Source organism: Pseudomonas bharatica, from assembly GCF_048586865.1.
Taxonomy (GTDB): Bacteria; Pseudomonadota; Gammaproteobacteria; order Pseudomonadales; family Pseudomonadaceae; genus Aquipseudomonas; species Aquipseudomonas bharatica.
In genome coordinates this window covers 80,119-99,611 of the sequence record NZ_JBMAWR010000004.1, presented here as the reverse complement: position 1 = coordinate 99,611, position 19,493 = coordinate 80,119, and the positions used below count along the sequence as shown (strand labels likewise).

Here is a 19,493-nt window from a genome sequence, read left to right as displayed (position 1 = left end):
CCGATGCAATTCTCAATCTGCTGCCTATTCTAACGCGCTCTCTATCCAGAGAAAGTGCGTCCTGTCTTTCAGTTTGCCACAGGGGACGGCTGCTCCTTCTGCCCTGCTTTGAAGCGTATGGCCAGAAGAACCAGGGGCAAATAGGCGATGATCACACCTAGCAGGCCGTCCAAGCCGCCGAATACGACCAATGCGGAAACCGGTAATAGCCAGAACAGGTTGATTGCTGTAACCGCCAGAGTGACAGGTAAATGACGACCATAGAAACGAGATGCATATTGATAAGCGTGGCTACGGTGGGCTTCGTATACCTTTTCCCTCCTCAGCAGTCGACGTCCAAGGGTAAACGTCGCATCCACGATGAAGCAGCCCATCAAGATGATCCAGGCCCAAAGCAGCACCGGTGATTCAGTCATTCCATAGAGTGATAGCAGCGCCAGCTGTATTCCCAGGAAACCACTGCCGGCATCACCCATGAAAATCCTGGCGGGAGGAAAATTCCAGAACAGAAAACCGGCGACCGCGAGGGCCAGTAGCACGGGGCCCCACACCAGGTTCGGCAAGCCGGCCCCCAAGTACAGGACGCTGGCCCCCACGCAAGTGGTGATCGCCTGGAGGCTCGCCAAACCGTCGATACCGTCCATGAAATTGTACAGATTCAACGTCCAGACTATGTAGAAGGCACCCAGTACATAACCCAGAAGTGAAAGGTCGTAGACTTCACCGAAGAGCAGGAGTTGGGGAGCACTGCTCAACCAGTAAAGTCCCCACGCCGCGGCGGTGAAATGCCCAAGCAACCGCCAGCGCGCAGCGACATGGCCATGGTCGTCAAGAAAGCCGATCAACGCGACCAGACCACTAGCACCTAGCGACCCCACCAGCATTTCGTTAGAGACAAGCCCTAGAAGGTTGGCGACAGGCAATACCAGCAAAAACGAGACGACGATGGCGACTCCTCCCCCACGGGGAGTAGCTACCGTGTGGGAACTCCGCTGATTCGGCACGTCCATCAAACTGCGCGCGATCGCATAGCGACGCAACAGCACGGTTAGCATAAAAGACGTGATCAGGACTGACAGCGACAACAACCAGTAATTCATTTCTGCTTGCTTTCCAGATAGTACTCGGCAGCATCACTCAATGCCTTCTCGAGCGAGACAGGTGGCGTCCAATCGAGGCGTCGGCGCGTTTCACTGATATCGACTTGCAGCGAGCCACACAAACGTTGCGACAACGAGCGCTTGCCTAGCAGGTTAGCGGCCATCACCAACAAAGAAGAGGGCACAGGAAGCAAGCGGGCTGGCCGACCCAAGGCGCGGCCCATGCTCTTTAGCAGTTCGGTCGTGGAAACGTCATGACCATCACTCACCATGAACGTCTGGTTCGCAGCGCCTGGGTGCCTGGCACACACCGCGATCAAGTCCACCAGGTTCTCCAGCGCTACCAAACTTCGCTTGTTGTGGATGGCACCGAAGGGCAAGGGTACACCTTTATCAAGCCAACGCATCATGTTCAGAAAGTTAGCCTTTACACCAGGCCCGTAGACCAACACCGGGCGGATGATGACAATTTCCATTCCGGTATCGGCGCCCAGCTGGCGCAGTTGCTCCTCGGCTTCCTGCTTCGACACACCATAGGGATCCGAGGGAGCAGGCGTGTCGTCCGCACGGTAAGGACGGCCCTGTGAAGTTCCCTCGCCGTTGACCTTGATCGAGCTGATAAATATGAACCGCTTCACGCCCGCGCGAGCTGCCCTTTGAGCAAAAGCCAACGTGGATTGCACGTTGACCTTCCGAAACTCGGCAAGAGGATCAGCCGCGACTTCGTTCATCACGTGTACCCGGGAGGCGCAGTGAATGACCGTATCCACGGAATTTTGATCCTGGGGCCAGGCGCGCTCGTCGGCCAGATCGTCGAAAATATATGAGCTAACGCCTACCGGCAGCTGGGCTGCAGGTCGCCGCAACGGCACGATCAACTCAGTCCCGTCCTTGGACATTCTCTCCATGACGGCCTTGCCAACGAAACCGGAAGCTCCGGTCAATAAAACTCGCATTCCTGCTCCTCTGAAATAATCCGTTGGAATCGCGCCGATATCACCTGTTCAAGAGGCAAGCAGGTAGATATGTGCACTTCAGCGCCAACGCCTGTTCTTCCTGTGAGATCCACGCTTATTGCGAGCAGTGCGGCCTCGGATGCAACTACCGGACTCAAGATGAAAGAGAGGAGCGACAGCAGTTAACCAATCCAGCGTTAACAGTGTGTGCCTGGAGTAATACGGGGCACTGCTGTCGACATATCCGCTCTCTGTTCAGTCCCTGTGCCAGACTGTCCGGTTGATGTAACCGGTGTAGCTGTGAACGATACGCACTACCTGCTTGGAGACAGGCCCGCCCAAGTAGTCCTTGACCACAGGAATCAAACGATCGTTCCGATGATGCTGGGAAGTAACCACGCGAACAGCATCAAGTACCGAGGAGGCTTTGAGGCCACTCATGATCAAGGTACCTTCATCCATTCCTTCGGGACGTTCATGCGCATTGCGCAACGTTACCGCCGGGAGGTTCAGCAGGGATGCTTCCTCGGTGATGGTGCCGCTGTCGGAAAGCACGCAGAATGCTCCCATCTGGAGCTTGATATAGTCGAAAAGACCGTAAGGTTTCACAAAGCGGATGAGCGGGTGATCCAGCGACTCGCCCAATGCTTCCAGACGCTTGCGTGTTCTAGGATGAGTCGAAACGATGACCGGGAATTTGTACGTATCGGCAAGCGCTTTCAACGAGTCCAGCAATTCCAGCAGGTTCTCTCGCGAATCAACATTCTCTTCGCGGTGTGCACTGACGATGAAATACTGGTTATCAACCAATCCTTCCCGATCCAGAACATCCGATGCCACGATACGTGGCATGTAATAATCAAGCACTTCTTCCATGTGGGAGCCAGTCTTGATGATGGTCTCCGGACGGATTCCCTCATCGAGCAGGTAACGACGAGCATGCTCGGTTAACACCATGTTGATGTCGCTCAGATGGTCCAGTACCTTACGGTTCAGTTCCTCCGGAACGCGCTGGTCGAAGCAGCGATTACCAGCCTCCATATGGAACACTGGGATCTTGCGACGCTTTGCCGCAATGACTGCAAGACATGTGTTGGTGTCACCATACAACAGCAAGGCATCCGGTTTCTCGATTTCGAGAACATCATCAGCTTTGGAGATCACTTCCGAAATCGTCTTGGCGGCGGTTTCGCCGACTGCGCCGAGGAAGTGATCCGGCTTGCGAATTCCCAGATCGTCAAAAAATACCTGATTGAGTTCGTAGTCGTAGTTCTGACCCGAGTGCACCAGCACATGCTGAGTCTGTATATCCAGCTCGGCGATGACACGACTCATCTTGATCAACTCTGGGCGAGTGCCCACCAGTGTCATGACCTTAAGCATTGAGTTGCTCCTGAATGTAATCAAGTTTCAACAGGAGCTGCTTGATACCTTCGACACTCAGGCGCTCTGTATTGTGCGAGGTATAGTCATCCAACTCGGAAATGTGTTGTTCGCCCTCGACGAAATACTTCTTGTAGTTCAAGTCTCGATTGTCGGCGGGAATACGGTAATAGCGCCCCATGTCTTCGGCCTTGGCCATTTCCTCACGGGAAATTAAAGATTCATAGAGCTTTTCTCCGTGACGGGTGCCGATAACCTTGATACTGCTATCGATCTTGAACAGCTCTTTCAGCGCCTGAGCCAACTCCGCCACTGTGGAGGCTGGTGCCTTCTGGACGAAGATATCGCCTTGCTCGGCGTGCTCGAAGGCATGTAGAACAAGGTCGACCGAATCTTCCAGCGACATCAAGAAGCGAGTCATGTTCGGATCGGTAACGGTAAGGTTCTGACCTTCTTTCAACTGGCTCACGAACAACGGAATGACCGACCCTCGAGAGGCCATGACATTACCATAGCGGGTCGAACAAATGACGGTGCCATTGGCCGGGATCATCCTGGATTTGGCGACCACCAATTTTTCGGCCATAGCCTTGGAAATACCCATCGCATTGATAGGATATACCGCCTTGTCGGTACTGAGCACGATGACCCGGCTGACACCGTTGGCTATCGCCGCGTTAAGTACGTTCTCGGTACCCTGGACGTTGGTCTTGACAGCCTCCATCGGATAGAACTCACAAGACGGGACCTGCTTGAGGGCTGCGGCATGGAACACGTAATCCACACCGACCATGGCCTGGGAGATACTGGCGTAATCGCGTACATCACCAATATAGAACTTGACCTTGTCATTGCTCAATGCAATGCGCATGTCTTCCTGCTTTTTTTCATCCCGGCTGAATACGCGGATTTCCTTGACGTTAGTGTCGAGGAATCGCTTCAAAACGGTATTACCAAAAGATCCGGTACCACCAGTAATCATCAATACCTTATTATCGAACATTTTCATCACCGCAAAATTTATTTCTGAAGAAACATCGCCTGAATCAGTTCAGGCCAGGAAGGTGGCGTATAACCTACTGCTGCACGGAACCTGCTCGAGTCGAGAGAGCGATCGATTTCCAATGCCGAATCCGGAACGATGGTAATATCCTTGCCGTACACCTTGGCCACTTCGCACAGAAGCGAGTACTTATCGATCGGGTTCACAGAAAGATGATAAAGCCCATGCAACTGGGGAGCGGGCAATACAAACTCTTTCAATACCCGGGCGACCTCAAGCGTGGTCAGCCCCGAAAAAATGGCCTTGGTGAACCCTTTGACAATGCCCTGCTGGGAGAGGAACCAATCGACCAGAGAGGCATTGCTGCTCAATTCGTGGCCGATGATCGATGTACGCAGCGTCAACACGTGACTGCGGTCGGTGACCTCGCCAATGTACTTGGACTTTCCGTAAAGGTCCTCGGCATCAGATACATCATCCTCAGTGTACATACCCTTCCGGCCGGAGAAGACACAATCGGTGCTGACATGAATCAAACGAGCATTGATTAACTCGCAGATATTTGCCAACCGATGAGGCAGCATGGAGTTGATCGGCAAAGCGCGCAAAGGATCCTTGGCGTCGGAGAACTGTTTGATCAGACCAATGCAGTTGATGACCACGTTGGGACGGGCACGGCTAAGCACCTGAACAAGCGCGTCATGATCAAGAACGTCCACATCGGTGTACAAGTGGGACGCCGCCTCGTCATCAAAGTATTTGAAAGCCCCTCGACTGCGAACCGTCCCGAATGTCGAGATATTCGGGAGCTGCGAAAAATACTTAAACACGGTGCTACCCAACATGCCTGTAGCGCCAAGAACGAGAACTCTCATTTCACAAGATCCTTTGCAGCAATACGTGATTCAAATATTTCAAGCAAACGTTCGCATTGACTGTGCATTTCAAAATGAGCTTCAAAATACTCGCGTCCTCTGCGCCCCATATCGGCCCGAGCCTCGGGCGTGGCATTGTATAGGGTTTCGATATTATGAGCGAGCATGCTGGCATCACCGGCGTCAGAGCACAGGCCGGCGCCTGCTTCGAGTACCACCCTCGCCCCTTCTCCGTCCAGCCCGGCGATGATAGGTATACCAGCAGCCATGTACGCTTGAATTTTGCTTGGTATGGTGTAGGAAAAAATTTCGTCAGGCCTCAACGTTACCAAGAGAGCCTGGCTGGCTGAAAATATCTGCGGCATGCTGGTGCCGGGGAAACGTCCGGCTAGCATCAGGTTATCGAGGCCGAGACGATCGATTTCCTCTGCAACCCAGTCTGAACGACTTCCGCTGCCTACCAGTACAATCTTGAAACGCTCCAAGTGGCGCAACAAGCGTGCCGCCTCGACTACTGAGTCAAGCGACTGTGCGGTTCCGAGGTTACCGGCGAACACCACGCAAAAATTGCTTTGCAACACTGACAGCAACCCCGCCAGGCCGTTCACTGCCTCAGCATCGTTGAGGGACTCGGTGACCTTGTACGAGTTTGGATAATAAACGATTTTGCTGCGCTTCGCATAACGCGCTACCGGCTCAATGAAGGCCCGTGACTGCACCAGAAGCGTGTCTGTCAACGAATAGATAGACCTTACCAACAGTCCCGTGCACCACAGCAGGAAGCGGTTGCTTATGAAACCCGTGGCACGAAGGCTTTCCGGCCAAAGGTCCTGCACCCATATCATCAAATGCGCCTTGCTCCGGTATTTGAGCAGAATCGCAGGGATTGCGGCAGTCATCGGCGACACTGCGAACACCAGAATGACATCGAACGTCGATTGCTTCCGAAGCCCGGAAAAATGGCGCAGCCCGTTATAAACGAACGAACCGTAGTTCAGCAGCAGATTCTTGGCCCCTCCAGCCTTGCGTGGGCGCAGAGGGGTCCTGTGTACGACCACACCATGTTGCCACGTCTCGGATGTAGTACCGTCGACATCGTACCCCGGGAAAATCTCACCGTCCGGATAGTTTGGTCGCCCAGTGAAAACCTCCACCTCATGCCCCAGTCCTGCGAGCTCCAGCACCATATCGTTGATTATGAAGTTCTCGGGATAGAAATACTGCGTAACGATGGCAATTTTCATTGATTCACACATTATCGAATTGTGCTATAGCGCACACACATACATTCGGAAAGCGCATGCGGCCACGATGCGCGCGATAAGATGGCGTGACCACCCCTGGACACTCAATATGTTCCAGCAAACCCGTCACCCAGCTCAATCATGGTCATAGCGAAGCCAATGCCCTTATAGGCAAAGAACATAGCGGAGGTGAGAACACCGACGTTGATCCCTCTGCGATAAGATGCAGCGTAATACATGAAGACAAAGTACGAAAAGATCACGACACGCTCTGAGCCGATAAAGAAAGACGCGATAACCATCGGCAATGAAACAAATAAGGCTTCGATCTTTCGCTCTCTCGAATAGAACATAGCCATGAAAGTGAAAACCAACGGCTTGAGCATCGCACCGAAACCACCCCAGGCACCCGAATAAAACGCGAGTTTCGCCTCAATGTGTTCACGCAGTAGAAACAGCAGTGCCAACACTCCAATGAGGATGATAAACAGCGAAACGAATCCAAGCCCTACCCGTCCGAGCATTAATTTTCTGATTACTTCCAGAGCCCGCCTCACCTGCGTGCCGACGAGCAACAGTATGAGCTGGACATGACTGACCAGTGATATAGCATAAACGGAATACCGGAACAGCCCTTTCAGGGAGTAACCGACCAGGAAGATGGTCAGCGCCAACTTCAATCGCTCTGCTGAAAAACTCAAGACAATGAGGTAGAAATTACATGCGAGCAGCGGATACAAAAACGTCGACACCCGTTGCCGGCGGAGCCACAAAAAAATGTGATAATACAGCAGCCCATTGACCAGGGAGAACACAACATCCTTGTCGAACCAGTCCGAAAACAAGTAAACGAAAAGAAAGTAACCTGGCTCTTTCGTCCCTAGCCGATTGTTGTAGAAGGTATAAGCATCCGACAGCCCAAAGCTGCCAACATTTGCATAGAAATCCCTGTAAAATTGCTGGTCACCTTCTACAGCATAAGGCAGCAACAAAAGACTCAGACACGCAAGTGGAAACGCCCAACCGAACGCCACCAGCTTGTCAACGGAGATTCTCATCAAGCCCCCTGCTGGACACCATGGACATTTGTCAGAGTTCCCTGCTCACGACGCATGGAGAACGCAGAAGACTTGCCGGAGCGCTCTTTGAAACCCCACAAAAGAAACGACAGCAACGCTCGGACATTGGAATATGGCAGAGCCTTGAACTCGAGAAGTTCATTAGCGTCCTCGGCCACCCGCTCGAACCCGTCGACAGTACGCGCAATCGAGAACTCTTCGGCCTTGGAACGGCAGCCAGCAGACGCCACCTCCCAATCCTCGGCCCGATTAAGGGAGATGAGCGTGTCCTCGATAGAGACGAGCGGAATGTCAGCGCCCATTTCGTTATAGGAAAAGCCTTTGACTTTCGAGAACAATCCGTAGGTCATAGGCGCCTGGATCGATTCAATTCCGACAATAGACGGGATGCCCAGTGCTGACGATTCGATGATAGAGGTCCCGCTGCCGATGAATGCGAAACTTCCTGACAGGACCTTGGGAATATCGGCATAACCGATTACCCCTTTGAAGTCGACAAGATGCTCGACGTCATGCTCCTTTACCAAATCTCTGAGAGCAGACTCGTTAATGCCGGCCCCATATATTTCATACCTTATCCCGGGCCGTGAATTGCTCAGCCGGTTCAGCATTCTGATGATGTGGGCGTTATACGCCTTGAAGGGGTGCAAGTTACCGATCGAAACGATTCGTAATGAGTCGCTGCTACCTATGGAGCGACCTGTCCAGGCTGGAAGCTCGACACCGATCGGCAGGATAGGTGAGGCGTCATAATTCCGGGAGAAAAACTGAGCATGCGAGCGCTGGTTGTGCTCGTTGAAGAACACAACCCCAGCAGAGGGTAGCCGAGCAAACAAAGCTTGAGCCTTATCGGAGAAGTAGGCTGGCACGTCCCGATACATTATCTCGTTCTGGTGATAGATGCCAAAGCTGACACCCGTCAAGGCAACCTTGGCTGCAACCATGCGTCGCAACAAGAGGATACCGAAAACTCCCATCGCATGGATGTGGCCGCCATGGCGCTGTACGACTTCACTGATCGCAGGAAAGTCCAGTGGCATGAAGGTACCAAGTTGCGACTTGAAAACGAAAGAAGGTACACACCTTGAGTAACTTCTCAAACGATAGATATCGGCATATACAGAGAGCTGTTCTTCCAGCTTTCTGTCAACCATATCGAACATAACCAGCACTCCGACCCTCTTTCCTCTGGCCGCGTACTCTTTGGCAACCCGGAGGATGAATGTTGTTCCGCCGTTAAGCTCCAATACATTAGCAAGAAACAACATTAAACTTTCCCCCAGAGGATTTTTTATTCAAATACACGACGAAGCTTGCAACCGCAACAAGGAAATACACTACATAAGCCAGCGCATAGGCTTGCACGACCGACAACACTCCAGCAGAAGACGAGCTGAAGGAATAAGCAACCCCCAGAAAAAGACCGTTCTGCAACAACTCAGCGCCAATATAGAGACGTATGGAGGCCTTGGCTACAGCAATAAATCCGAGAACATAAGAGGCGATTCGAAAACCATCCCCTATAAGTTGATAGCCCAAATAATCCGAAGCACGACTAAACTCGTCAGAAAGCAGGTGCGAAATGAAGAACACACGACCGCTATACAGTACTACTGCCCCTATCAAAAACAAGAGCGAGACGGCGAGCATCATGCGTAAAGTCAGGCTTTTGATCACACCTTTGTCTTGCTCGCGCGAAATCATAGGCATGAAATAGTAGGAGAGAAAGATCGTGAAGAATCCTAGATAGGCTGAAGACAGCTTTATCAACCCCTGCCACAAGCCCGCTTCTTGAACACCTGCCCCGTTGATCAACGCCTGCCTGATTACCATTTCGACAATTGGAAAACTCGCTGCACTGACAAGCATCATTCCGCTAAAACGTGCAAAACGCTTGACCTCGACATACTTTAGCCTAACAAATCGGACCTTTGATCGAAGGGAGGAGCGGAAATGGAAATACGCCGCAGGAAGTGCTGGTGCCAAGTAAATGACAACCGTCGCGACCGCAGCACCCTTGAAGCCGTATTTCATTACCAGGGCAAAAGTGAGCACCGCCGCGAGCAGGCTACCCACTACCTGGATACGGGAGTAAACATGGGTTGCCAGTAACCCGTTTCCGACACCCACTACAATATTTACATAAGCGTAGAAAAACTGGGCGAGCGCCAGAAGCACAACAAGCCACCAATTATCGCTGTCCGAAAACAGGAAACCCGCTAGCGGCCGGCTGAATAAAATACCCAACACTCCTACAACCAAGCAGCACGCCAGCGAGTAACTCGAAGAAGCCGAAATCATTCTCACCAATCGATGCGGCTGCTGGTTGTATTCCGATGCGTACTTGATCACTGCATTGGTCACACCACCGCCAGCGACCATATAGATAATGGTCGCCAGGCTCATGAAGTGCCCCAGGGCTCCCAAGCCATCAGGCCCCAGATAGAAGGCCACCACCTTGATCAGCAGAAATCCGACCGCAATTCTCGATAGATGGGCACACCCCGTCAGGCAAGCGCTCTTGATGGCGCTGAATCGGGTCACAGTACTTCCAGCGCATTCCGAACGGCAGCAATAACACGACCTTGTTCTTCATCGGTCATGCCATACCAGATCGGCAATCGAACAAGTCGCTCGCTTTCACGGGTCGTGAATACATCCGTTCCATGGAAGGTACTCCATGTGGTGCCGCATGGCGAAGAATGGAGCGGAACATAATGGAAAACCGCCATTACGCCTTGCGACTTCAGGCTTTCGATAAAAGCACTGCGCGCCGACAGATCAGCCAGCTTCAGGTAGAACATGTGAGCATTGTGCTCACAATCTCGCGGGATAACCGGCAAATCTGCCACGGTACCGTTGAATTCGGCGAACGCTTCGAAATAGCTACTCCATACCTGACGACGCGCAGCATTGATACGTTCGGCATTCTCTAATTGCGAGAACAGGTAAGCAGCTTGCAATTCTGATGGCAAATAGCTGCTACCGACATCGACCCAGGTATATTTGTCGACCATACCCCGCCAGAATTGGCTGCGATTAGTACCTTTTTCCCGAATGATTTCGGCGCGGGCAACAAAATTACTGTCATTAATCAGTAGAAGCCCACCCTCACCACCACTGGTGTAGTTTTTCGTATCATGGAAACTGTAAGCCGCCAGATGCCCGATAGTCCCCAAGGGTTTTCCCTTGTAAGTAGACATCATCCCTTGCGCAGCATCCTCAATGACATAGAGGCCGTGCTTTTGCGCAAGCGCCATGATGGTATCCATCTCACAGGCTACGCCTGCATAGTGGACTGGAACGATGGCTTTGGTGCGCTCGGTAATAGCAGCCTCAATCAGCCTCTCGTCGATGTTCATGGTATCGGGACGAACGTCAACGAAGACAATCCTTGCCCCACGGAGTACGAACGCATTGGCAGTACTCACGAAGGTGTAGCTCGGCATGATGACCTCATCACCCGGCTGGATATCAATAAGTAGAGCAGCCATTTCCAGCGCCTGAGTGCAGGACGGCGTCAGCAGAACCTTCTGGCTGCCCAGATTGCGCTCGAACCATTCATGGCAACGTCCGGTGTACTCACCATCGCCCGACATCTTTGCGGCACGCATGGCTTTGAGCACATGGCTGTCTTCATCGCCGGTGTAGGGTGGTTTATTGAATGGAATCATATATCTGCTCACTCACAATTCAGTATCAAGCATCAGCGCATTCATTGCGCTTGCTGGCCAAATGACATCTACCGATGCCAGAACACAAACCACCTGTCACACCAGCCGTCGCCACCGGCTGTGGATGGATAGAGGAACGGGGCGAAATATTACCGGGATCACAATGTGGGGGATACACCTCTCCAGCGCCACCCCTCATCTTGCGCGTTAAAAATCTTTTCTGTAACGGCAGTTCATCTGGTGAAAGAGCGGGATCAAAGGAGCGCCTCCCGTCCCGATAGCTCATCGGTGACATCAGCCCCCCTAAATAGCTTCATCACGCTTAGCCCCAGTTCGCTGCATCACCGAATGGCGCAGGGCAGCGATGATAACTCCGACCAGCAACCCCAGGGCCAATCCGCCAATGCACAAGAGCAGCCGCTTCGGCCTTATCGGCTTGGTCGGCTCCAGAGCCCTGCGATCCACCGATACCAGACCGATACGGTCAAGATTAACGTCGAGGTTCTTCAAACGAACCATTTCCTTGCGCACGCCTTCGAGCCCGTTAAGAAAAACTGACTCATCCTTGCGCGCATTCAATGCTTCTACCTGGCGATTGTTTTCCAGAAGTCGCAGCTCTTTCTGGATTTCAGCGATACGGCCAGCGGTGAAATCATCACTCTTGCGACTCTGGAGAACTTTCCGCTCAGCCTCCAACGCGTCGCTACCCATGAAATAGAGAGGCAGGGTTTGGCTATTGACTTCAGTGCGAACAACGTTCGCCGCTCCTACGTTCTCTGCATCCCCCATCGACGAAGGCGTACTGGGGCGCTTGATGCCCAACGATTTCGCAATAGCAATGGCCTCGTCGAGCTGGGCTATGCGGTCTGCCCTTCCGGTTTTCAGTTGCTGGCGCAACGCTTTGAGCTCATCTTCCAGCCGGGCCCGCTTGACCTCATCGGCTTCGATCAATGACGCAATCTGAGTTTCCTTATCGCTCACGTATACAGCTTTGGCTGCCTCTATCTGGGAATTCAGCTCGCTCAGGCGGTTGCGGACGATGACGTCCATGTCAGCACTGATTTCCTGACGCTTCTTGTTAATCGCGAACTCGACAAAACTGTTAACGATCTGCGGACCTGCCACTCCTTCCGGGTAAGTCATTTCCAAGACCAGGGACGGTCGGCCCTTGTCAGGAAGCTTTATTTCCAAAGCCTCGCGGTTGAACTCCTCGAAGTTCTGCTCAAGCGAGTGACTGGGATCATCGAAGCGAGAGAAAAGTTCTCGATTTTCCCGGAAATAAGCCAACCTTACATCGTACGATTGCAAGGCATCCCCTACTTCGAGCAGCGCTTGCTTAGGTGGCAACTCATAAAGATTGGTGCGATTCAGTGCATCGAGCTCGTTGAGCGGGACCGAACGCAGCACCGTCGTGGTCTGGTACATAGGGGTTGAAAGGAAGGCGTAGGCGGCGAAAAGCACCACCCCGGCAGCAGCACTTATGCCAACCAGCCTACGTTGAGTCCATACGCCGTGAATCAACGCCGAAATGTCGACCTCACCGGTCGAGCGTTCTGTAATTCTAGCTAGGGTAGTCATAAGGAAAATCTTGCGGCAAGGGGAACAATAAATTGCCTAACCGCGAGAAGTGCGTATTTCACAATGCTTCCCTGCGCTCAAGTCAATCACTTCATCAGGGCGTGATTCTGACAAATCTCCTAGAGATTACAAGAGCCAGCTATCAAACCCCAGGGGTGCTGCCTTGAGAACGGCCTGCATCGGACCAAGCTACCTTCGGCAATTTCTGCGCACGAATTTTACACGCCCCTAAAGCCATGCACGTAAGCGAAAGGTGAGTCAAGCACTCTTGCCGCGGAAGCCGCAGGACTTGCTGGCGCCCGGAAATCAACGCTACCCTTGGCGGGACATTGCAGCCATGCAATGCTCAATTCCAGAGGATCAGGAATCCGCAATGCTTACTATTTTTGCCATGACTGAGAAAGGTCTTGCCTTTACCGAACTAGCCATTTCCAGGTTCAAGGATCTGATTTCTCTTGTCGTTATTGGTCAGGATGATGCGGTAGATGATGATTTTTCATCCCGGATCGCTGAGGCCTGCCAGAAATCAAGCACCAATTTTTGCTTTCGGCATGAGCACACTCACATCGAGAGCGAATATGCAATTGCCATATCCTGGCGCTGGATGATCAAACACCCGAGCGATAAGCTGATTGTCTTCCACGACTCACTTTTGCCTCGCTATCGTGGCTTCGCCCCCTTGGTCAACGCCCTGATCAATGGCGAGCCTGCGGTTGGAGTAACTGCACTGTTCGGGGCGAGTGAGTACGACCGCGGTGATATCATCCACCAAGCCAGCAGCGCAATCGAGTATCCAATCACCATCGCCTCTGCGATCAGCACAATCAATAAATGTTATATCGAATGCGGCGAAGCGGTGATGACAGCGCTGGCACGCGGCGCCGGGCTGACGGCAGTCCCCCAGGACCATAGCAAGGCAACCTATAGCCTTTGGCGCGACGAGCAGGATTATCGACTCGATTGGTCACTTCCCGCCTCGACGCTTCGTCGCACTATCGACGCCCTATCTTCCCCTTACCGCGGCGCACTGTGTCAGATCAACGGGGTTCCCGCCCGCATTCTGGCCGCAGAGGAAGTGGACGATGTGATTATCGAGAATCGCACTCCCGGCAAAGTCATCTTTGTCGAAGAGGGATTACCGACGATCGTTTGCGCCTCGGGCCTTTTGAAGATACTCAAATGCATAAGCGATGAAACCTCTCAGGACATGCTTCCCCTCACTCGCTTCCGCTCACGCTTCACATAATCCCGTCCGCACCGCTCCCTCTACACGAAAGCGGTGCACCTGCGACGATTCAGAAAGGTTCAGATCGGGTCGAAGACCTCATGCCACCTGATTACGCCGTGCGCCTCGCCATAATAACCCGCGCAGAAACGCTACCCCAAGCCCGGAAGCAAGACCTGCCAGGACAGCCAAACCGAGGATCAGGCCTTTCTTTGGCTCTATAGGTTTGTCGGGAGTCTCAACAGCCCCATCCTGTTGAAATACTTCAACAGTTGCGCTGTCGACATTCAACGCTTTATAGAATGCAAGAGATTCCTGCCTCTCTCGCAGATTGGGAACAAAAGGATCATCCGAAGCACGATTTCGCAAATTATTTATTTCGGCTTCAAGCGCCTTCGTGCCCCTCATGTATGCCAGCGCGCCATCCATGCCTGCCGATACCACACCGGACAGTCCGCTGGGAATGATCGGAGGTGCCTCCAGGCCTACTGTCGTTGCCACCCTGAGCGCCTCATTGAGCTGAATGATCTGATCTTCTCGCTGTTTACGGGCACCCTCACGGGCCAGGTTTATTTCTTGCTCAAGGTTATTGGCCTTGACCTTCGCATCAGCCATGACGTTCTGGATAATCTCCGCCCTCCCCTGACGACCGGCACTTTGGGCATAACGCACGACCCACTCTGCCGCATGCTGGGGATCAGAGGTTCTTGCCGTTATGAAATAACGCCCTTCCTCCGCCTTGGAAGCAGGCCCTATCGTAATCGCCGACAGAAAACGCAAATAGAGCTCACTCTGAGGCTCGTCAATCAGCTCTTCAGGTAGCGCCGGCAAATAGACCGTCCGGAAAAACTCACGACGCAACGACTCTGACTGAAGATTACGCAGGTAGACGTCGTAGACGTCCTTGACTGTCAGCATCCGTAGCCCTGACCCACCACCCCGGCCATAGTTGAGAGCAGAGATGTCGTTCTGACTGGGTGCCCCGACAAAAACCTTGGCCTGATAAGTAGGCACGGTACAGAATACGTAAACACAAGAAGAGATAAAGAAGATAAGAATTATCATTAAGATTAAAAGTTTTTGCTTCCAAAAATCCTGGAATAGCTCAACCAGATCAATCTCTTCGTCAATCGGGCGCTCACGGACATTGCGCATTTATTATCTATTTCCTTAATTTCAGCTGATCGTATCTCATTGTAATTTCGGCCCTAGGTGGCGAAACCTCAACCACCCCAATGAAGCTTAGCTAGGATTAGCGAACTGGTCGATTAGTGCTTTGAAATGAGAGAGTTATGATGACGCATTGGGCCTGGGTTCCGTTGCCGCCGCTCGTTACGGCAGCAGGATGCCAGCGACCGACGCTAAGGGCAGCTCTAACGCGCCATGGAAGCCGCGACGATAAGACCGGAGAAAATTCTCGCCCCCCCCTCACAAACCCACCCATTACTCTCACCACACGGGATAACTCAACATCGCCTACCAGGACACTTGCTTAGCTGAACGGCACCACGAGAGCATGCAAGAAAAGAAACAAGAAGCATACTCATCAATAGTCCGAGCGTGAAACCCAGTATAACGACCACCTTACTTCTGGGACCTGATGGCCAGTCAACGATATGCGCAACGCCGTCCCACTGATAGACATCATCTGCCAAAAACTCAATCTTCAGCCGACGGTAAAATTCCATCTTCGCTTGCTGCTGACGCAGGCCATCAATGTAGGGGTCATCCGAGGTTCTGCTCTCCATCGCCTTTATCTCCGCCTCCAGCGCTTGTACACCGCGCAAATAAGGCAGCCCCTCCATAGCCAGTCCTTGACCAAACACTTTCTCAGCTGAAGAAGGAAAACCCTCCAAGGCGAGCGCACGTGCGATCGTCAAAGCATCATACAACCGGGCAATTTTATCCTCCCGCTGATGTTTCGCAGCTATGCGCTCGCCTCTGATACTGCGCTCGATGATATCCGCTTTTAAGGAGGCTTCTTCTTCGAGCTCATTGATCAAGTCATCCCTGATTTGGGTCGCTGCCATATTGATATAGCGCTCTAACCAATCCACAGCGCGCCCGGGGTCCGAGTCCTCCAGCAAAACAGCCGCCCGGCCACCGCGCCTTCCGGAAGGAGGGACCACTCTCAACGCCCTACTGAACTTGGCATACCCCTCTCCTGAATAATTCGCGCTCTTAATTTTCAAGGCCGGAGCATAGACGCTATCAAAGAAATGCCGGCGCAAGGCCTCCGAGCCAAGAACACCCATGTAGAGATCAAATACCTTTGAAACATCTAGTAGCTCCAACCCATCAGCGCCACCCCTACCTTTATTGAGCGCCGCCAGGCCGGTTGAGGACGGCGGCCCAACAATGGCTCTAGCCTGGTAAACAGGAACGGAAATCCAAAGATGAGAAAGCCCGATCAAGGCTCCCAATAGCCCCCCTCCCAGGATAGCCTTCCTCTTTTTCCAGAACAGTCTCGATATCTCAAACAGATCGAGCTCACCATCACGAATCAAATGTTCGTGCTGGTGACTCATTGTTTTTTCCAAGGTGCGCTACCCCAAGAACGGATTAGCGCCAGGTGGGCAAAGGAGAAATTGCGACCCGATTTCACTCCAGACGCCCCCATCAATCTGCCGCAGCGAGACATCAGGTGCCGCACCCTCACAGCCAATCCAACGCAAATAGTGGAGGGAATTGATAAGCCGAAGAATGGCTTAAGGACGGGAAGAATCACGATCCATAGTCCGCACAATTTGTTAACGTACAGGGAATTATCTCCCTGTCGAAAACAAAACTATGCGGGAAAAAAGCTGACACTATGTAGGAAAAGTCTATATGTACGGCAAGAGATCTCAGTCTCGCAATTTGCCTGCGGTGCCCCGCGCACGCAACCGGTACCTGACCAAAATGCCTAGGCCAAGAAGCGGGCCAACGCTTAAACCGATAACGAAAGCCGTCAGCACAAGAACAGCCATGGGCATGGCAGGTGCGGGCAAACCAAACACAACCAAGGAGACCGGCTGACGATTCTCAAGAACGAAGAACATCACTAGAACAGCCACCAGGATAACCGCAAACACCAAGGTCAAACGCTTGAGTACGTACACATTCACCCTCCTAACACAGGATGCTGCTCATCCTCATTCACCCGATCCCGCAACTCCTTCCCGGGCTTGAAATGCGGCACGAACTTGCCATCGAGCTCGACGGACTGCCCGGTCTTCGGGTTACGCCCCACGCGGGGAGCACGATAATGCAATGAAAAACTACCAAACCCCCGGATCTCGATACGATCCCCGGTCGCCAGGCACTGGGACATCTGCTCAAGCATGGTCTTGATTGCCAGCTCCACGTCCTTGGACGAGAGCAACCCCTGGTGGGTGACAATACGTTCGATCAGCTCCGACTTCGTCATGTTTTTCCCTTCTGTATCAAGCAGCTAGGTCATTGCCTCCATTGGTTGTAGCACGGCTTGATGAATTTGAACAGTGCGCTTCTTGACTTGTACGAAAATCCAAGGAGCGAGAAATACCGACACACCCCGCAAAGCCAACGCCCACGGGGCTCGCGCTTAACCGACTGAAATTTCAGGCATAAAAAAAGGCGACCGAAGTCGCCTTTTTTTGATCAAGCTGAACTTAGTTCTGCTTGGCCGCTTCCTGCGCCGCACGCAGCAGGTCACCCAGGGTAGCGCCAGGAGCTTCAGGAGCAGCCTTGGCGATGTTCTGCATGACTTCTTTCTCGTCCTCAACGTCTTTCGACTTGATGGAGAGGTTGAGAGTGCGGGACTTGCGGTCAACGCTGATGATCTTGGCTTCGATCTCGTCGCCTTCCTTCAGGACGTTGCGCGCGTCTTCAACGCGGTCACGGCTGATTTCGGAAGCTTTCAGAGTGGCTTCGATATCGTCAGCCAAGGTGATGACGGCGCCCTTGGCGTCGACTTCCTTGACAACACCCTTGACGATGGCGCCTTTGTCATTCACGGAAACGTAGTTGGAGAACGGATCGTCTTCCAGCTGCTTGATACCGAGGGAGATGCGCTCACGCTCAGGGTCAACGGACAGGATGACGGTTTCCAGCTCGTCGCCTTTCTTGAAGCGACGTACGGCTTCTTCGCCCACTTCGTTCCAGGAGATGTCGGACAGGTGAACCAGACCGTCGATGCCGCCGTCCAGACCAATGAAGATACCGAAATCGGTGATCGACTTGATGGTGCCGGAGATCTTGTCGCCCTTGTTGAACTGGCCAGAGAAGTCTTCCCATGGGTTCGACTTGCACTGCTTGATGCCCAGGGAGATGCGACGACGTTCTTCGTCGATGTCCAGAACCATGACTTCCACTTCGTCGCCAACCTGAACGACTTTCGACGGGTGGATGTTCTTGTTGGTCCAGTCCATTTCGGAAACGTGCACCAGACCTTCGACGCCTTCTTCCAGCTCAGCGAAGCAGCCGTAGTCGGTCAGGTTGGTGACGCGCGCCATGACGCGGGTGCCTTCTGGGTAACGAGCCTTGATAGCAACCCATGGGTCTTCGCCCAGTTGCTTCAGGCCCAGCGAAACGCGGTTGCGCTCGCGATCGTACTTCAGGACCTTGACATCGATCTCGTCGCCAACGTTGACGATTTCCGATGGATGCTTGATACGCTTCCAGGCCATGTCGGTGATGTGCAGCAGGCCGTCTACGCCGCCCAGGTCCACGAATGCGCCGTAGTCGGTGAGGTTCTTGACGATACCCTTGACTTGCTGGCCTTCCTGCAGCGATTCCAGCAGAGCTTCGCGCTCGGCGCTGTTTTCGGCTTCCAGGACGCTGCGACGGGAAACGACAACGTTGTTGCGCTTCTGGTCCAGCTTGATGACCTTGAATTCCAGCTCTTTGCCTTCCAGGTGAGTGGTGTCGCGCACTGGGCGGACATCAACCAGGGAGCCCGGCAGGAACGCACGGATACCGTTAACGTCGACAGTGAAGCCGCCCTTAACCTTACCGTTGATAACGCCCTTGACCACTTCTTCGGCGGCGAAAGCTGCTTCCAGAACAATCCAGCACTCGGCGCGCTTGGCTTTTTCACGGGACAGCTTGGTTTCGCCAAAGCCGTCTTCCACCGCGTCCAGCGCAACGTGAACTTCGTCACCGACCTTGATGGTCAGCTCGCCAGCTTCGTTGTAGAACTGCTCGAGCGGGATGACGCCCTCGGACTTCAGACCAGCGTGGACAGTAACCCAGTCACCATCGATATCGACAACGATACCGGTGATGATCGCACCTGGTTGAAGGTTGAGGGTTTTCAGGCTTTCTTCAAAGAGTTCTGCAAAGCTTTCGCTCATTTTAATTCCTGTAGATTCGGGCGATAAATCCGCCCAACAGCCACACTCCAGACAATGTGGG

At 53.0% G+C, this 19,493-nt stretch carries 17 protein-coding genes; 1 reads left to right on the top strand and 16 read right to left on the bottom strand.

Annotated elements, in window-relative coordinates; genetic code table 11:
- Positions 1-68: 68 nt before the first annotated feature.
- The 11 genes from ACKLLE_RS07010 to ACKLLE_RS06960 all read right to left on the bottom strand — a co-directional run bounded on the left by ACKLLE_RS07010 (position 69) and on the right by ACKLLE_RS06960 (position 12,892).
- Positions 69-1,100: an MraY family glycosyltransferase gene (locus ACKLLE_RS07010; protein ID WP_420057378.1), complete on the bottom strand. Its 1,032-nt coding sequence runs from the start codon at positions 1,098-1,100 to the stop codon at positions 69-71.
- Positions 1,097-2,056 carry a UDP-glucose 4-epimerase family protein gene (locus ACKLLE_RS07005; protein WP_420057376.1) on the bottom strand — a complete coding sequence of 320 codons (960 nt, stop codon included), beginning with the start codon at positions 2,054-2,056 and terminating at the stop codon, positions 1,097-1,099. Before ACKLLE_RS07005 ends, ACKLLE_RS07010 begins: the two co-directional genes overlap by 4 nt.
- Positions 2,057-2,311: 255 nt before the next feature.
- Positions 2,312-3,439, bottom strand: coding sequence for a non-hydrolyzing UDP-N-acetylglucosamine 2-epimerase (wecB, locus tag ACKLLE_RS07000; protein ID WP_420057374.1), 1,128 nt, complete (start codon positions 3,437-3,439; stop codon positions 2,312-2,314).
- Entirely contained in the window at positions 3,432-4,442 is a 1,011-nt protein-coding gene (locus tag ACKLLE_RS06995; RefSeq protein ID WP_420057372.1) for a polysaccharide biosynthesis protein, read from the bottom strand. Before ACKLLE_RS06995 ends, wecB begins: the two co-directional genes overlap by 8 nt.
- Before the next feature lie 17 nt (positions 4,443-4,459).
- A complete protein-coding gene (locus ACKLLE_RS06990; protein WP_420057370.1) occupies positions 4,460-5,317 on the bottom strand; it encodes a dTDP-4-dehydrorhamnose reductase family protein in 858 nt (285 codons plus the stop codon).
- Positions 5,314-6,561: a glycosyltransferase family 4 protein gene (locus ACKLLE_RS06985; RefSeq protein WP_420057368.1), complete on the bottom strand. Its 1,248-nt coding sequence runs from the start codon at positions 6,559-6,561 to the stop codon at positions 5,314-5,316. Before ACKLLE_RS06985 ends, ACKLLE_RS06990 begins: the two co-directional genes overlap by 4 nt.
- Positions 6,562-6,665: 104 nt before the next feature.
- A complete protein-coding gene (locus tag ACKLLE_RS06980; RefSeq protein WP_420057366.1) occupies positions 6,666-7,619 on the bottom strand; it encodes a hypothetical protein in 954 nt (317 codons plus the stop codon).
- Positions 7,619-8,908: a glycosyltransferase family protein gene (locus ACKLLE_RS06975; RefSeq protein ID WP_420057365.1), complete on the bottom strand. Its 1,290-nt coding sequence runs from the start codon at positions 8,906-8,908 to the stop codon at positions 7,619-7,621. Before ACKLLE_RS06975 ends, ACKLLE_RS06980 begins: the two co-directional genes overlap by 1 nt.
- Positions 8,892-10,184 carry an O-antigen translocase gene (locus ACKLLE_RS06970; RefSeq protein WP_420057363.1) on the bottom strand — a complete coding sequence of 431 codons (1,293 nt, stop codon included), beginning with the start codon at positions 10,182-10,184 and terminating at the stop codon, positions 8,892-8,894. Before ACKLLE_RS06970 ends, ACKLLE_RS06975 begins: the two co-directional genes overlap by 17 nt.
- Complete coding sequence (gene rffA / locus ACKLLE_RS06965) at positions 10,181-11,314, bottom strand: dTDP-4-amino-4,6-dideoxygalactose transaminase (RefSeq protein ID WP_420057361.1); 1,134 nt, start codon at positions 11,312-11,314, stop codon at positions 10,181-10,183. The genes ACKLLE_RS06970 and rffA overlap by 4 nt, the downstream gene beginning before the upstream one ends.
- Positions 11,315-11,617: 303 nt before the next feature.
- Positions 11,618-12,892 carry a Wzz/FepE/Etk N-terminal domain-containing protein gene (locus tag ACKLLE_RS06960; protein ID WP_420057360.1) on the bottom strand — a complete coding sequence of 425 codons (1,275 nt, stop codon included), beginning with the start codon at positions 12,890-12,892 and terminating at the stop codon, positions 11,618-11,620.
- Between the two features lie 373 nt (positions 12,893-13,265).
- Between ACKLLE_RS06960 and ACKLLE_RS06955 the strand changes: the two genes are divergently transcribed.
- The gene (locus tag ACKLLE_RS06955) at positions 13,266-14,138 is read left to right on the top strand and encodes a methionyl-tRNA formyltransferase (protein ID WP_420057358.1); all 873 of its coding nucleotides are present in this window, start codon (positions 13,266-13,268) and stop codon (positions 14,136-14,138) included.
- Between the two features lie 78 nt (positions 14,139-14,216).
- On the opposite strand, the gene ACKLLE_RS06950 is transcribed toward ACKLLE_RS06955, so the two are convergent.
- From ACKLLE_RS06950 to rpsA, 5 genes are all read right to left on the bottom strand, one after another.
- Positions 14,217-15,272 carry a Wzz/FepE/Etk N-terminal domain-containing protein gene (locus tag ACKLLE_RS06950; protein WP_420057356.1) on the bottom strand — a complete coding sequence of 352 codons (1,056 nt, stop codon included), beginning with the start codon at positions 15,270-15,272 and terminating at the stop codon, positions 14,217-14,219.
- A gap of 311 nt (positions 15,273-15,583) precedes the next feature.
- Positions 15,584-16,645, bottom strand: coding sequence for a Wzz/FepE/Etk N-terminal domain-containing protein (locus ACKLLE_RS06945; RefSeq protein ID WP_420057354.1), 1,062 nt, complete (start codon positions 16,643-16,645; stop codon positions 15,584-15,586).
- 318 nt (positions 16,646-16,963) lie between these two features.
- Positions 16,964-17,158 carry a LapA family protein gene (locus ACKLLE_RS06940; RefSeq protein ID WP_420057534.1) on the bottom strand — a complete coding sequence of 65 codons (195 nt, stop codon included), beginning with the start codon at positions 17,156-17,158 and terminating at the stop codon, positions 16,964-16,966.
- 62 nt (positions 17,159-17,220) lie between these two features.
- Positions 17,221-17,526: an integration host factor subunit beta gene (ihfB, locus tag ACKLLE_RS06935; RefSeq protein ID WP_420057352.1), complete on the bottom strand. Its 306-nt coding sequence runs from the start codon at positions 17,524-17,526 to the stop codon at positions 17,221-17,223.
- A 223-nt stretch (positions 17,527-17,749) separates the two neighbouring features.
- The gene (gene rpsA, locus ACKLLE_RS06930; protein WP_064304951.1) at positions 17,750-19,432 is read right to left on the bottom strand and encodes a 30S ribosomal protein S1; all 1,683 of its coding nucleotides are present in this window, start codon (positions 19,430-19,432) and stop codon (positions 17,750-17,752) included.
- Positions 19,433-19,493: the final 61 nt, after the last annotated feature.